Origin of the sequence: Pradoshia sp., from assembly GCF_051873915.1 — a bacterium.
Taxonomy (GTDB): Bacteria; Bacillota; Bacilli; order Bacillales; family Pradoshiaceae; genus Pradoshia.
The window spans coordinates 1-13850 of sequence record NZ_JBJEFJ010000072.1; the positions used below are offsets into that span (position 1 = coordinate 1).

Annotated in this window: 14 protein-coding genes; 7 read left to right on the forward strand and 7 right to left on the reverse strand. The window is 42.8% G+C overall.

What is annotated here, in order from left to right; translation table 11 throughout:
* From ACI35L_RS07150 to ACI35L_RS07165, 4 genes are all read right to left on the reverse strand, one after another.
* The coding region (locus ACI35L_RS07150; RefSeq protein WP_439802549.1) for a hypothetical protein at positions 1–418 on the reverse strand (418 nt) is incomplete at its 3' end.
* Between the two features lie 150 nt (positions 419–568).
* Positions 569–1627: a threonine aldolase family protein gene (locus ACI35L_RS07155; RefSeq protein ID WP_439802550.1), complete on the reverse strand. Its 1059-nt coding sequence runs from the start codon at positions 1625–1627 to the stop codon at positions 569–571.
* A 186-nt stretch (positions 1628–1813) separates the two neighbouring features.
* Positions 1814–2539, reverse strand: coding sequence for a ZIP family metal transporter (locus ACI35L_RS07160; RefSeq protein WP_049670934.1), 726 nt, complete (start codon positions 2537–2539; stop codon positions 1814–1816).
* 436 nt (positions 2540–2975) lie between these two features.
* Positions 2976–4670: a glycoside hydrolase family 68 protein gene (locus tag ACI35L_RS07165; protein WP_053103742.1), complete on the reverse strand. Its 1695-nt coding sequence runs from the start codon at positions 4668–4670 to the stop codon at positions 2976–2978.
* Between the two features lie 337 nt (positions 4671–5007).
* Here ACI35L_RS07165 and ACI35L_RS07170 point away from each other — a divergent pair, with 337 nt between their 5' ends.
* Entirely contained in the window at positions 5008–5394 is a 387-nt protein-coding gene (locus ACI35L_RS07170) for a hypothetical protein (RefSeq protein WP_049670935.1), read from the forward strand.
* Positions 5395–5488: 94 nt separating this feature from the next.
* On the opposite strand, the gene ACI35L_RS07175 is transcribed toward ACI35L_RS07170, so the two are convergent.
* Positions 5489–7177 (reverse strand): glycoside hydrolase family 68 protein, encoded by a 1689-nt coding sequence (locus tag ACI35L_RS07175; RefSeq protein ID WP_053103743.1) that lies wholly within the window; start codon positions 7175–7177, stop codon positions 5489–5491.
* A 346-nt stretch (positions 7178–7523) separates the two neighbouring features.
* Between ACI35L_RS07175 and ACI35L_RS07180 the strand changes: the two genes are divergently transcribed.
* Positions 7524–8273 carry an SDR family NAD(P)-dependent oxidoreductase gene (locus ACI35L_RS07180; RefSeq protein ID WP_049670936.1) on the forward strand — a complete coding sequence of 250 codons (750 nt, stop codon included), beginning with the start codon at positions 7524–7526 and terminating at the stop codon, positions 8271–8273.
* A gap of 164 nt (positions 8274–8437) precedes the next feature.
* On the opposite strand, the gene ACI35L_RS07185 is transcribed toward ACI35L_RS07180, so the two are convergent.
* Positions 8438–9100 (reverse strand): hypothetical protein, encoded by a 663-nt coding sequence (locus ACI35L_RS07185; protein WP_439802551.1) that lies wholly within the window; start codon positions 9098–9100, stop codon positions 8438–8440.
* 274 nt (positions 9101–9374) lie between these two features.
* On the opposite strand from ACI35L_RS07185, the gene ACI35L_RS07190 reads away from it, so the two are divergent.
* A complete protein-coding gene (locus ACI35L_RS07190; protein WP_439802552.1) occupies positions 9375–9623 on the forward strand; it encodes a hypothetical protein in 249 nt (82 codons plus the stop codon).
* Between the two features lie 72 nt (positions 9624–9695).
* Here ACI35L_RS07190 and ACI35L_RS07195 read toward each other — a convergent pair whose 3' ends face one another.
* Positions 9696–10001, reverse strand: coding sequence for a MerR family transcriptional regulator (locus ACI35L_RS07195; protein ID WP_049670939.1), 306 nt, complete (start codon positions 9999–10001; stop codon positions 9696–9698).
* A gap of 250 nt (positions 10002–10251) precedes the next feature.
* On the opposite strand from ACI35L_RS07195, the gene ACI35L_RS07200 reads away from it, so the two are divergent.
* The 4 genes from ACI35L_RS07200 (at position 10252) to ACI35L_RS07215 (ending at position 13849) form a co-directional block, all read left to right on the forward strand.
* Positions 10252–10578, forward strand: a complete 327-nt coding sequence (locus tag ACI35L_RS07200; RefSeq protein ID WP_439802553.1) for a MerR family transcriptional regulator — start codon at positions 10252–10254, stop codon at positions 10576–10578.
* A 153-nt stretch (positions 10579–10731) separates the two neighbouring features.
* Entirely contained in the window at positions 10732–12027 is a 1296-nt protein-coding gene (locus tag ACI35L_RS07205; RefSeq protein ID WP_439802554.1) for an ammonium transporter, read from the forward strand.
* 102 nt (positions 12028–12129) lie between these two features.
* Entirely contained in the window at positions 12130–13122 is a 993-nt protein-coding gene (locus ACI35L_RS07210) for a DUF294 nucleotidyltransferase-like domain-containing protein (RefSeq protein ID WP_439802555.1), read from the forward strand.
* Positions 13115–13849: an exonuclease domain-containing protein gene (locus ACI35L_RS07215; RefSeq protein WP_439802556.1), complete on the forward strand. Its 735-nt coding sequence runs from the start codon at positions 13115–13117 to the stop codon at positions 13847–13849. The genes ACI35L_RS07210 and ACI35L_RS07215 overlap by 8 nt, the downstream gene beginning before the upstream one ends.
* Position 13850 lies beyond the last annotated feature (1 nt).

Genomic DNA, 13850 nt, shown 5'->3' on the forward strand with positions numbered 1-13850 from the left:
TACCTGAAACGTTTGCCGGTCCGGAAATGGTGATATCCCCTTGTTCTGGCTGAGTGTTAGATACAAAGACTTGGAAAACATGATGTCCTGCTGATACATTCGTTAGAACCGTTTGAAATTTCGTGGTCATCTCGAGTGGCTCGTCCTCATTATTAGAAATGGATTCCTGTGTGGTGCTTCCGACCGTCGTACCATCCATTCTGAACTCGATTTGAAGAGTTGGTTGATTAGGTTGGTTGCTTCTTGATTCCACATTCGTAACATCCCACCCTACAGTTGTCAGCAACTCAACAAAGTTTACTGGATTATCAATAAATAAGCCGAATTCCATAATACGCCGTGGTGTTGACGTTACAGGAATGGATACGCCATTTCTTAAATTTGTTAGTATGCTTCGGTTATAGTTAATCAAAGCCATACTTATTCCCCCTTTCTGATTTATATTACATACTATGTGTGCAGAAAGGGATTGCCTGTACAAGCTCCTAAATCAATTTTCAACGTATGAATCATTTTCATTCACACAAAAACCCCCTCCAATGTATAAATTGGAAGGGGCATTCTCGATTCACGCAAAGGCAATATTCTTATTCTTCCTATTCTTCATAAGACACTTTACATCCTCAATAAAGGCATCAACCATCAATTCCCTCGTTGCCCAGGAGGTTATCAAACGGATGGCGGAAGATTCCTCGTCTACTTGCTCCCACACATAAAAGGAATAGTTCTCCTTAAGCTCAAGAATAACGCTGTCTGGAAGAATAGGGAAGAGCTGGTTTGTTGAAGTTTCCGCTAGGAAGGAGATGCCGTTTCTCTTCAATCCCTCTTGAAGCTTCATCGCCATGTGATTAGCATGGTCAGCTAAATCCCAATATAAATGGCCTTTAAACAGCTCTAAAAACTGGATGCCAAGGATCCGGCTTTTTGCCAGCATGGCCCCTTTTTGCTTCATTAAATAACGAAAGTCCTCCTTAAGCTCCTCCCGCTGAATCACAAGAGCCTCTCCCATCATTGCACCATTTTTCGTCCCGCCGATATAAAAGGCATCTGGATACACGGCAAACTCAGCCAATGTCATATCGTTATTTGAAGACATGAGGGCGGAGCCAAGTCTTGCTCCATCTACATATAAATAAAGCTGGTTTTGTTCACAGACCGTTTTTAAAGCCTGCAGTTCCTTTTTTGTATAAATCGTACCTAGCTCAGTCGGATTCGAGATATAAACGAGCTTAGGCATGACTGTATGTTCGTCCGGATGTTTTGCGAGAACAGCTTCCACCTGATTTGGCTTAAGCTTGCCATCTTCTCCCGGTACGGTAATCACTTTATGGCCAGTTGCTTCAATAGCACCCGCTTCATTGACATAAATATGGCCCGTATGCGGTGCGATGACAGCATGATGTGGCTTTAGAAAGGCAGAAATGGCTGTAAGATTTGTTTGGGTTCCCCCAGTCAGTAAATGAATATCTACAGCTGGATTTTGAATTTGTTCCTTTAACAGCCGGATGGCCTCTTGCGTATAGGAATCATACCCATAACCCTCTTCCTGCTCATAATTTGATTCTGCCATTGCCTTCAAGATGGCTGGATGGGCAACTTCACTATAATCATTTTTGAAACTATACATATTGCACTGCCTCCACTGTTAACATTCTAAAGTCTGTTATTTTAGAATAAGGAAAAAACAGCCTCTTTTCAACCACTTTTACTTGGAGCAATAGAAAGAAGGCTTACAAAAAGGCCCTGAATGAAAACAGAGCCTTTTCTCTCTATTCATGTGAATGGAATGCACAAGCTTGAACAGAGGCGCAGTTCATCCGGAGAAATAATCAAGGATAAGCGAAAGCAGCAATCCAAAAGCGGTAATCAATCCAGTACTCGGGCCGCTGTTTTCATAGGCTTCCGGCATCATCGTCGATGAGACCATAGCGATTATCCCTCCTGCCGCAAAGGCTGCAATGCCGCCCATAATGGATTCCGATGCTGCAGACAGAAAGACATATCCACAGAAGGAGGCCAGCGCTGATATAAGGATAACAGCAATCCACAGGACATAAATCTTCCAAGCAGGATACCCGCCCTTCTTCAATCCGGTCGTGCTGGAAAGTCCCTCGGGGATATTGCTAATAAAAATCGCTGCAACGAGCATCCAACTGACTGAAGGCCCCGCAAGCAGACTTGCTCCAATCATGATGGACTCCGGTATAGCATCCATCACCGTGCCGATAAAAATGGAAAAACCTCCTTCACCTTGACTGCCAGATCTTTTCCGCTCTCCAGCCCCTCTTTTAGAAATATAGGAATTCAGCAGTGTAAAGGTTATAGCACCAATCATGAATCCAATCGAAACAGACAAAATCTCGCCTTTTTCAACATAATCGCCCAATAATTCATAGGCAGCAGCTCCGATTAATACACCTGTTCCAAAAGCCATCACATACCCAATCATTTTTCCAGACAAATGAAACACCATGGCTAGGATCGCACCGACAAATACTGCTGAACCAGAAACAGCTCCCCACATGGCAGCTGACCACATCATATGCAGCCTCCTTCCATTCAGGTTTACATTCTCTCCTCAACATTAGCTAAATCTAGGTGAAATAAACCTTTCCCTTTAAAACAACGATGATACCTATATATTGCCCTGATTAACGATGAGCTGCTCAAAAATGCTTGAAATTAGGAGAAAAGGCAATTCTATGCCTAAAGGAACAGGGGGTTAAAGAGGGTTCATAATGATGTGACAATTCTAAAGGAGCATATGGAAACGAAACTTCAATCAACTAGATGAGCTATGAATGATTGCCTTTATAGAATGAAATCTTCAAAAGAGGAAGGCCTTGAAGAGGTTAAATGGAGGATAAGCATCATTTTATCCAAATAAAAAAAGGTCTCACAAAAGATTTAATCTTTTGCAGGACCTCATTAAACGAATCTTTCAAACGGTCAGCGCTTAAATGCCGTCACATTTCTTATTTATTCTTTTTCTTTTTCTTCTTTTTGTTCTTTTTATCACAGTCACATTCCTTGTCCTTTTTATGACAATCACATTTCTTTTGATCCTTCTTATTGCCTTTTCCATTGTGTCCGTGATGATGGTCTACATCATCATGATGTTTATGACCATGTCTTCTTCCGTGCTTGTGATTTCCTTTGCAATCATCATAATCATCATCGTGATCATTCTTGTCTTCCTCACAATCGAGATTACATTTAGGGCTTTCTGATTGCGCCAACATGACTAAGCCATATGGCAATTCATTGACCACTGCAGTCGTGGTGCCTGATACCTCTAATTGTATGGTCGGCGCTAACGTACCCCCAAAGTGAGCAAATTGGAAGCTGGCCGGCAATAAACCTACTTCATCAATGCTGATTCCTTGCAGGTTAAAGTTATCGATGAAGCTTAAGACCGAGAAGTCCGGAAGAACAAGCCAGGAATAAGCCTGGTACTCCTCCTGCGGCGGGTTCGCTAAGACAAGTCCGCCATTATTTAAAGGGACATAATTTCCGCGCAGGCCGCTTGCAACAAACCCATATAACCCATCCGGTCCAGGTCCGGGAACTAGTCCAGGAGCAAAAGTGAACTTATGGCTATCCGTGAATAAATAGTAATTTCCACCTCTTACAACGATATGAGGGCGCTCTGTTTGCTGGTTATTGCAGCTTGCTTCAAGGAGCGCAGGGAGAAGCTCCCATTCGGAATACTCATAATTCCGAAGCAGCGCGATTCCGATATTACCGGTATAATACCTCGCCTCCTCCGGTACATTAGGACCACAATCGACATCACTCGCCGTCCCCGCTACATTCCCTTCAAATAATAAATATTCGCATCCGGTTGCAGGATCCTTGAAGAAGAATGGGTCACGGAATGCATAAATAATGCCGCCGCTGGATTGCTCTTGTGTTTGATATAGTACACCATCCGGCTCAAGAATGATTTCATGAGGAGCAAAGTTCACAAATCTAACCCCATCTAAGTCTGAGATATAATCACTGCTTGATAAGGCAATGCGTTGTTCATACGTGATTTGTGCTTCTCCTCTTCTTCCTGTTGCCGTGTAGAAATAATAGATACGGCCATCATCATCAAGCATAGCGGACCCAGCCCATTGTCTTGAACCAAAGGCTGTCCCTTCCTCAAATAAGGCGCCCCCTTGAATCCAATCATAGCCGTTTCGAGAATAGAAATAAGCGATTCGAGCGATATCATGACGCTTACCTGGAAGGACGCTCCTTGGTGCTGATAAGGCGAATAAGACTCTCCACCCGCCTGGCAGTTCTGCAACAGAACCATCCTTCGTCATCAGCGGCCACATATCCCATATATTTAAATCCGGCGATATACGAGGGAAAGGTTCATTAATGACACTCGATACATTGGTAGAAGTGATTCTAATTTGTTCCGATTGCTCCCTTGTCCAAGAAGATGGAACGGCATCTAAGTGTTCTTCTAAACAGCATTCGTAATCTTTAACCGGGTCATAATGACAAAAATCTCTGACTTGCTTTTTTGAAAAACTTCTAAAAGTGACTGGCATATTACCTGATGAGCCACTCGGAAAATTCCGATTACTGATGTTTCCTGTTGGTTGATTCGTGTTTCCAGGAACAGGGAAATATTGCCTGCACCCCTTCATATGATGATGATTATTATTAGTCATTTAAAAACGCCCCTTCGATTTTGTAATACAAGCTGACAATAACCACTTTATGAATGTGCGGAAATATTGTTTCCGTTATTAACCTAGAATCTATACATATTTTAAAAACTTTATATAATCGCCACTTAAAAGACGAAATAACAAACAGCCCGCACAGACAAAGGCATAGAGCCTATCACTTCCCCCAACCGGATGGTGCATGACCAGAAAAAGCAGTCCTACTGTCCATGCTCCTTTGGAAGCGGCTTACATGGACTCAGAAATATCCACGATAGGCATATAATGCGCCAAAAGAAAATATGTTGTACAAACTAGCTATAAATATGGAGGGGAATACATGAATGATATTCTGATAACGGCAGACATGATGGCTCGTTACCATTCTCTAAGCAAAGAAAAAAAGGCGATAGAAGATGAAATGAACGTCTTGAAGGAAGTCTTTCATCAATTCTTTGACAAGCAGGCAGGAGTGAATCAAAAAGGAGAGTTAATAGAAGAAGGGCTTAAGCTGCAACGACAAATTAGAAAGACAGAAAAATATCTTCCAGAGCCCACGGTGCAGAAACTAGAGGAGCTGAAAATGAAGGATCTCATTAAGGTAATCAAAATCCCTGATGAAGAGAAGATTAACGCCTCCATTAAACTAGGCTTCATGCGAGAAGAAGATTTAGAAGGGTGTAAGGCTATCTATTATTCAAAGGCCATCTCCATAAAACAAACATAATATCTATCAGTCTCTCTATTCACTAAAAAGAGAAAAGGTCTTGCAAAACAACCCTGCAAGACCCCTTCCTTCGATTCATTTTGTCAATTATACATTACTTACAGCCGCAGTCTTTCTTTTTCTTTCTCTTATGGTTTTGCTTGTTTTGGTGTCCGTTGTCTCTGCTATAGTCATCTTCAGGGTGTCTTACATCACAATAGTGTCCGTCATGATGTCCATTTCCGTGATTATGATTATTTCTATGGCGTCTTCTATGAGAGTGTCGGCCGTCACAATCGTCCTCGTAGTCATCTTCATAATCTTTATCGTCTTCCTCACAATCCAGGTGACATTTAGGACTCTCTGATTGAGCAAGCATGACCAATCCATAATCCAATTCATTCACAACCTGTGTTTCTGTACCTGATACCTCCAATTGCACAGTCGGTGCTAATGTCCCTCCAAAGTGAGCAAATTGGAATCTTGCCGGCAGTAAACCGACCTCATCAATACTAATTCCTTGAAGATTGAAATTATCGATAAAGCTTAGGACTGAAAAGTCAGGAAGAACAAGCCATGAATAAGCCTGATACTCCTCCTGCGGAGGGTTTGCCAAGACCAATCCTCCATTATTTAATGGAACATAATCCCCTCTTAGCCCGCTCGCAACAAATCCATATAACCCATCCGGTCCAGGTCCTGGTTCAAGTCCAGGTGCGAAGGTAAACTTGTGACTATCCGTGAATAAATAGTAGTTTCCTCCTCTTACAACGATATGCGGACGCTCTGTTTGCTGATTATTGCAGGTTGCCTCAAGCAATGCCGGCAGAAGCTCCCATTCTGAATAATCATCGCTTCGGAGCAGGGCAATACCAATATTCCCTGTATAGTATCTTGCTTCAGGCGGTACATTAGGCCCGCAGTTAATATCACTTGCTGTTCCGGCGACATTTCCTTCGAATAACAAGTACTCACAGCCTGTTGCTGGATCTTTAAAGAAGAATGGGTCACGGAAAGCATAAATGATTCCACCGCTGGATTGCTCTTGTGTCTGATATAATACCCCATCAGGCTCTAAGATAATTTCATGCGGAGCAAAATTGACTAATCTCACCCCATCCAGGTTGGAAATATAGTCACTGCTCGTTAACGCAATCCGTTGTTCATACGTGATTTGAGCTTCTCCTCTTCTTCCTGTAGCGGTATAGAAATAATAGATTCTGCCATCCTCGTCAAGCATGGCTGAACCAGCCCATTGTCTTGAACCAAAAGCAGTCCCTTCTGCAAATACATATCCTCCCTGTATCCAATCAGCACCGTTTCGAGAATAGAAGTAGGCGATTCTCGCTATATCATGGCGCTTACCAGGAAGAACACTCTTCGGAGCAGATAAGGCAAACAATACTCTCCAGCCGCCTGGCAGCTCTGCTACCGACCCATCCTTTGTCATTAATGGCCACATATCCCATATAAACAAGTCTGGAGATATCCTAGGAAACGGCTCGTTAATAACATTGGTGACATTAGTAGACGTAATTCTGATTTGCTCCGATTGTTCCCTCGTCCACCTAGATGGGACAGCATCAATATGCTCTTCCAAGCAGCAATCAAAATCTTTCACAGGGTCATAGTTACAGAAATTCTTTACTTGCTTCTTTGAGAACCTTCTAAAGGTTACTGGGGTATTCCCTGATGAACCACTTGGGAAATTACGGTTAATGATTTGACTATCTAGCTGATTCATACTTCCCGGAACCGGAAAGTATTGTCTGCACCCCTTCATATAGTAGTGCTTGTTAGACAATCTACAACACTCCTTTTTATTTAGTTGTGTAAGCTTACATTCATACATTATGAAAAGGCGAAAGGCTTGTTCATGCTCTAACCTATTAATATTTTCGATTTACCGATAATTAATGCATTTGTACTAGCAAATCGAAAAAAATAATAGATTCCTATCTCTTATCGGCCGCTGCCGTTACGTTTGGGAAGCCTATTATTTGTTTCTAACTCTGAATCTGGCGTTCAGATAAACACGCATTTCAGCTTGCTCCCCTTCCGCCTTGCTTTATGAGTTTGTTTCCCGTTTATTAGGGTAAAAAATGGCAGGTGCCATATGTATGTGCCTTGACAACTAAGGAGGTAATAACATGAGAAAAACAGCCATTATCACTGGAGCAGGGAGCGGCTTAGGACAAGCTGCAGCCATTCGTTTAGCCAAAGAGGGGATTATTATTGCTGCCATTGATATCAATGAAAAGGGTGGTCATGAAACAGTCGAGACAGCTAAGCAAAATGGAGTGGATGCCCTATTTATTAAAGCTGATGTTTCAAATCCAGAAGATGTGAAGAGTTATGTTGAACAAACAATCGAACACTTTGGATCAATTGACTATTTTTTCAATAATGCAGGGATTTCCGGTAGCGGTTCTTATTTCCTTAATTCGAAGATTGAAGAGATCCAGCAAATCGTCAATATCAATTTAATGGGTGCCCTATATGGGGTTCGATATGTAGCAGAGGCGATGCTTAAAAACGGCGGCGGCTCTATTGTCAACACCGCTTCAAGCGCTGGGGTTATTGGACAGGATTCTGTCGTAACCTATTCCGCCACCAAGCATGGAATTATTGGTTTGACAAAGAGCATGGTCGCTGAATATGCTAAAGACGGCCTGCGTGTCAATGCCATTGCACCAGGTCCAACAGAAACGCCGATGGTCAAAGCCTTTTATGAAGCAAATCCTTCCATGAAGGAGAACGCCACAAAGGGAATTCCTCAAAGAAGGTTAGGGACTCCTGAGGAGGTAGCCGAACTTGTCACCTTCCTTCTTACCTCAGAGGCTCAGTATATTAACGGGGAAGTGATCCGGATTGATGGTGGGTTTACGAATACGAAGTAAATAAAATACCATTTGGCCTAGAGGTTTTCCTCTAGATGTTTTTTCATTTACCCCTTTTTGTAACCTTATACCGTGAGAAATTGCATTGATTGATAAGTGACTTCGATCATGTTCAAATAAAAAAGGACAACCAGCATAGGTAAACTGGTTGTCCTTTCAAGCCTTTATTTAGCTGCATCCTCTGTGTTCTCTTCCATATTAAAGCTGTCAGCAAATTCCTCGATTGCGCTTAACATGCCGCCGGTGGCAGCATCATAAAAGGCCTCATCCCCGACCACCTTCCATTCGCCGTCCACTTTCTTCATATGCACATCCACATTCGTTGTGATGAGGTTGTCCTGATTGTCATCGACCATTTTCTTAAACTTGGTGAGTAAGAATTCTTCCATTTCCGCATCAATCTCTTCCTCCGTTTTATCGGAGAATGCTAAGGACATTGATTGGATGAAAACCTCGCCCATCGCAGCACTAGTCGCTTCCTTTAAGTCAGCTTGCTCCATTTCAACTGCAATGGTTGCTGAATTTTCCTCTTCTTTCTTCACATCGCCAATCTTATAGGATAAGTGCTTAAATAAGTAGGCAAGAGCTTCCTCTGCTTTCTTCTCCTCTGCCAAATCCGTGACCGTATCTTCCATTGAAGAGCTATCCGCCCCCTCTTCTTCCACCACATATTTTTCCATCTTTTCCGAATCTCCAGATTTCATGGCTTCAAGGGCATTTTCCAGCGCAATCTTTCGTTCATCCTTCTCTGCTCCAAGACTTGAGCAGCCAATCAGCAAAGTGGCCGTCAAAATAAAGAGCAAGAAAGCCGTAAAACGTTTATTCATGTTGCTTTTCCTCCTTGATGTTTCGTTCAAGCCCATATTCATTCTCTATTATTATCGTATATAAAATCTGTTTGTGCAAAATAAAAGAAAATCCTTTTGAATAGGCTGCCAGGAAGGAAATGTAAGTAAATCTAACATAACTTTCATCATTTTATAAAAAGATACGTGAGAAAAGTTAACAAAACACATGACAGATGAATAAAATGCTCGTATTCTAATGAAAATACATGTTCTTCAGGAGCGAAGATCATTGAGGATGAAAGGGTGAAACGAGATGAAGAATCGAAGAAATGAACAATTAGCGGAACTCATCATCCAATTGGATTTACTAAGGGATGAGTTGTATGAGGAATTGCTGGGACATTGCGGATCTCGCGCGGAGGATTTGCTCCGTCTTTTGCAAAACAGCGAGAATCATCGCCATATGTTCACTAGAGAAATCCCCACTAACCATAAGGAAGCCTACATTGGGCTCCTAGAAGCCTTATTCATGTCTGCTGCAAACGAGAAAACGGCAGGATAAACCGCTATCTCTATTCCCCCTCTGCTCCCCCATTGAACAGCCGTCAGGGTTTTTCCTGACGGCTGTTTTTGCCTATTTTCGCATTTGAAACTGAGCGTTGATCTGACCTTTGATCATCTCGTCGCGGATTTTTTTGCGGTTGTTTTCTGTTAAGAGCTTTTTCTTAATCTCAGAAGTTTGTACGCCTTCTTCTCTCTTCTCGGCGATCTTCATCAATGTTTCAACATCAGCAAAAGAATACTTCCTGACTCCCTTTTCTGTCCGTCCGGGAGCAAGCAGCCCGCGCTCTTCGTAATATCTGATTTTTCGAAGGGAAAGTCCAGTAAGTTCACTGACGATTCCAATCGAAATCACTTTTTTCTCTTTATAGGATGTCATAACTCCCTCCTTCATACGTAAGCACTTTATCTTTGCTATATAGATGATTATCTCTCAATGAAGCGTTTTCTCAAGATTTTTGGAAGAAGTCCTGACACATGTTTTTATCTTATTGAGAGATAGGTGCATGACTTTTTGCATTACCAATAGCCTTCAAGAAGATAACCAGCTATTAGAATTTTCTGTTTTTTTATTCCAATCAATGTGAGATAATATTCCATATTTATATTTATGAATGAGGTGAATACAGATGACACATGAGTCTTCCTACAAGGACAAAAAGGTCATAACCATTGGTGTAGTCAGAGAACTGACCGGATTGACAGAAAGGCAGATCCGATATTATGAAGAACGGAAATTGATTTTTCCTGATCGGACGTCTGGGGGAAGCAGAAAATACTCGTTCACCGATATTGAGCTGCTCATGGAGATTGCTGAGAAAATCGAAGACGGAGTTCAGACATTTGAAATCAGGAAGGAAATGGTACGTAAGAAGAAGAAAGAAGATGAAGCAACACTCCGCAAGAAAATGCTTCAAGGTCAAATTAACGCCCAGTTCGGGATTCGAAAAATATAAGCTTACCATCTAAGACCGCTTGCAAAAGCATTACCTTAGTCCTAATCCAAAATCCATGTAAGGATTTCTAACATCATTGTAGAAATCCATTTTCCTTGATGCGACAATACAATTGCAGCAAGCGAAAAATAATGAATTGGAAGGTGAGGACTAATGGAAGAAACTTTATATTTAATGAACAGCCTCTGGATTATGATTTCTGCAATTTTAGTTATTTTGATGATTGGAGGCTTTATCCTGCTGGAGACAGGCTCCACTCGAATGAAGAATGCCGGGCATATCGCCGGCAAGACCATTCTGACATTCGGTATCTCCTCCATTGTCTTCTGGGCAGTTGGATACGGATTAATCTTTGGGGATGGCGGCGGACTAAGCAAGTTTATCGGTCTATCTGACTTCTTCTATTCCGGTGCGGAGGCTGAAGGTGCCGCCTATAATGGATCTGTATTCTTTGTATTCCAAACAGCGTTTGCTGGAATTGCCATGACAATCGCTTTCGGCGGATTCGCTGAAAGAGCGAAGATGGGCGTTTACCTCGTATTCGCCGTTTTATTCGCCGTATTGGTTTACCCGCCAATCGCTCATTGGATCTGGGGCGGCGGATGGTTAGCCGAACATGGGAAACAAGATTTCGCCGGTTCAACTGTCGTTCACTTAACTGGAGCTATGGCAGCCCTTGCTGCAACCATTCTACTGAAACCACGGATTGGCAAATTCAATAAAGACGGCTCTGCCAATAATCTATATGGTCATAACCAAGTGTATACGGCACTTAGTGTATTGCTTTTATGGGTTGGCTGGTTTGGCTTCAATGCCGGCAGCACAGTCGCAGTCGATGCCGGATTCTTCGGATTTGTCGCATTGAACACGAACCTTGCCGCTGCAGCTGGAACGGTTGCCGCGATGATGATATCCTGGATGGTTCTTGGAAAGGCTGATGTATCCATGATGCTTAATGGTGCCTTAGCTGGTCTCGTTGCTATCACGGCTTCGTGTGCATTCGTTGATACATGGGGTGCTCTTGTCATCGGATTTGTCGCTGGTATTCTCGTATTCTACAGTATTCGTTTCTTTGAAGCCCGTAAGATTGATGATCCGATTTATGCCCTTTCCGTTCACGGAGCAGCCGGAATCTGGGGTACCTTATCCACTGGTTTCTTCGCTACAACTGAACTAGCTTCTGTCGGAAAGCCGGGATTGTTCTATGGCGGCGGTTTCGAACAATTAGGCGTTCAAGCATTAGGTGTAGCTGTTTGCGGCGCTTTCGCCTTCATCGTCTCCTACATTCTGTTATACATCATGAAATCTGTCATGGGAGGCCTTCGTGTGACAGAAGAAGAAGAAATCATGGGTCTTGATATAAGCGAACACGGGGTTTATGGATACCCGGAACAGCTTAAATCAGACACCGTCATCACACCATCTGAGAAATCAACCTCTATTGTCTAGACAAACAACGACTATCCTATAGCAGCTTTCCAATGCTGACTTTCGCATCCCCCTTGGATTTGAGTTCTCATCCAAGGGGTTATGCCTGTTAAGGAGGGTTCTATGTCCGCTGTTACCAATCATTATTTAGATATACGCAGCTACCGGGATCAACGAATAGGGGAGCTTCCCCTCACTTCTGCTGTATTAAATGAACGCCATGACGATATCATGCTGCGTACGATTCATAAATCAATGGAGCTTCATTCCTCTATCTATGGTCCCCCTCCCTCACCCTTTTGCTTCTTTTTGATGGGGAGTGCGGGTCGGAAGGAACAAGGTGTTTGGAGCGACCAAGACCACGGCATCATTTATGATAGCTCTTCCGATGAGACAAAGCTGTACTTCGTTTCTCTGGGTGAGGAAATTTCAGCTGGACTGGCGGTAACCGGCTATAAGCTATGTGACGGCAAGGTCATGGCAAGCAATCCTTTTTGGTGCCGCTCGAGGAAAGAATGGGTGGAACAGGCGGAAGAATGGACAAATGATCAATCATGGGAATCTATTCGTCATCTTTTAACCTTTCTCGATGGGCGGTGCCTCATAGGGGAAGAAGCCTATCTTATGGAGATCAAATCAGCCGCATACCGCTTTATTCATCATAAAAGGTTAATCAGCCGGATGATGGAGAACACGATGCATGTCAAAAAAGCCGTCAATATGCTCGGCCAATTCCTTGTCGAGACACATGGGGCCTATTCCGGTCTTTTAAATATTAAGGAAACAGGGTTATTCCCTTATATTAATGCCGGACGCATTCTGGCCATATCAGAAAATCTTATGGAAACCTCCACTGCAATGCGTCTAAAGACACTCCCCTCCTCCATCCTATCTGAGGGAAGAAAGAAGTCTATCAGCGAGCAATTTATCAGACTGCAGGATTACCGTATTCAATTTGGGAATCACAAAGATTATGAATCTGGCCATTATCTATTTATTGACCGCTTAACGAAGGCAGAAAGGAAAGAATTAAAGGAACTCATTAAGGATGGACAACTGTTGAATGAATATGTACGCAAATTTGCAGAAAGGAAGGAGTACGATGGGGATGAATGATTTTATTCAATTCTTCCGAGGGATGGGCGGAAAGATCAGCTCAAATGTCTTGGCCGGCATGCAAGGTCAGCCATCCGCACAAAGCATCTCCTTCCTTCGGCAGCTTGAAAAGGAGGTTCGTCAAAAGGATGATCTATCCTGTCCTCTAAAGGATTTAGAAGTCGTCGTCTTTGATATCGAAACAACCGGGTTTCATCCGGATAAAGGAGATCAAATCCTATCCATCGGTGCTGTAAAAATGAAAGGCGCAGCTTTTTGCGAGGAGGACACCTTTTATTCCTTAATCAAGAATGATGGCATCCTTTCCCCTGAAATCCGTGCTTTAACCAATATTACCGATGAGCAGCTGCAGGATGCTCCTGAAGCTCACGAGGTTTTAATGCAATTCTTTCAATTTATCTCATCGAGGATTTTGATTGCCCACCATTCCAAGCATGAAATGGCGTTTATGCGAAAGATCACTTGGGATCTCATGAAAAAAAGGTTTCAGCATCGAATGATTGACACCTCCTTTCTGACCAATCTGTTGACCCCAGGACCGCAAACAATACGTACATTGGATCAACTATGCGAGGAATGCGGGATTGAGATAAAGAACCGGCATCATGCCCTTGGAGATGCCATCATGACAGGGTCTATATGGGCTTATTATTTGCAGAAGGCTATCGATGAGGGATATAAAAATCTAGGCGATGTGTACAGCGAGCTTGCCAAGAAAAGAGGATGAA

Coding starts and splice junctions, on each gene's coding strand:
- ACI35L_RS07155 (WP_439802550.1), bottom strand. CDS start 1,627: ATGTATAGTTTCAAAAATGATTATAGTGAAGTTGCCCATCCAGCCATC.
- ACI35L_RS07160 (WP_049670934.1), bottom strand. CDS start 2,539: ATGTGGTCAGCTGCCATGTGGGGAGCTGTTTCTGGTTCAGCAGTATTT.
- ACI35L_RS07165 (WP_053103742.1), bottom strand. CDS start 4,670: ATGACTAATAATAATCATCATCATATGAAGGGGTGCAGGCAATATTTC.
- ACI35L_RS07170 (WP_049670935.1), top strand. CDS start 5,008: ATGAATGATATTCTGATAACGGCAGACATGATGGCTCGTTACCATTCT.
- ACI35L_RS07180 (WP_049670936.1), top strand. CDS start 7,524: ATGAGAAAAACAGCCATTATCACTGGAGCAGGGAGCGGCTTAGGACAA.
- ACI35L_RS07185 (WP_439802551.1), bottom strand. CDS start 9,100: ATGAATAAACGTTTTACGGCTTTCTTGCTCTTTATTTTGACGGCCACT.
- ACI35L_RS07190 (WP_439802552.1), top strand. CDS start 9,375: ATGAAGAATCGAAGAAATGAACAATTAGCGGAACTCATCATCCAATTG.
- ACI35L_RS07195 (WP_049670939.1), bottom strand. CDS start 10,001: ATGACATCCTATAAAGAGAAAAAAGTGATTTCGATTGGAATCGTCAGT.
- ACI35L_RS07200 (WP_439802553.1), top strand. CDS start 10,252: ATGACACATGAGTCTTCCTACAAGGACAAAAAGGTCATAACCATTGGT.
- ACI35L_RS07205 (WP_439802554.1), top strand. CDS start 10,732: ATGGAAGAAACTTTATATTTAATGAACAGCCTCTGGATTATGATTTCT.
- ACI35L_RS07210 (WP_439802555.1), top strand. CDS start 12,130: ATGTCCGCTGTTACCAATCATTATTTAGATATACGCAGCTACCGGGAT.
- ACI35L_RS07215 (WP_439802556.1), top strand. CDS start 13,115: ATGAATGATTTTATTCAATTCTTCCGAGGGATGGGCGGAAAGATCAGC.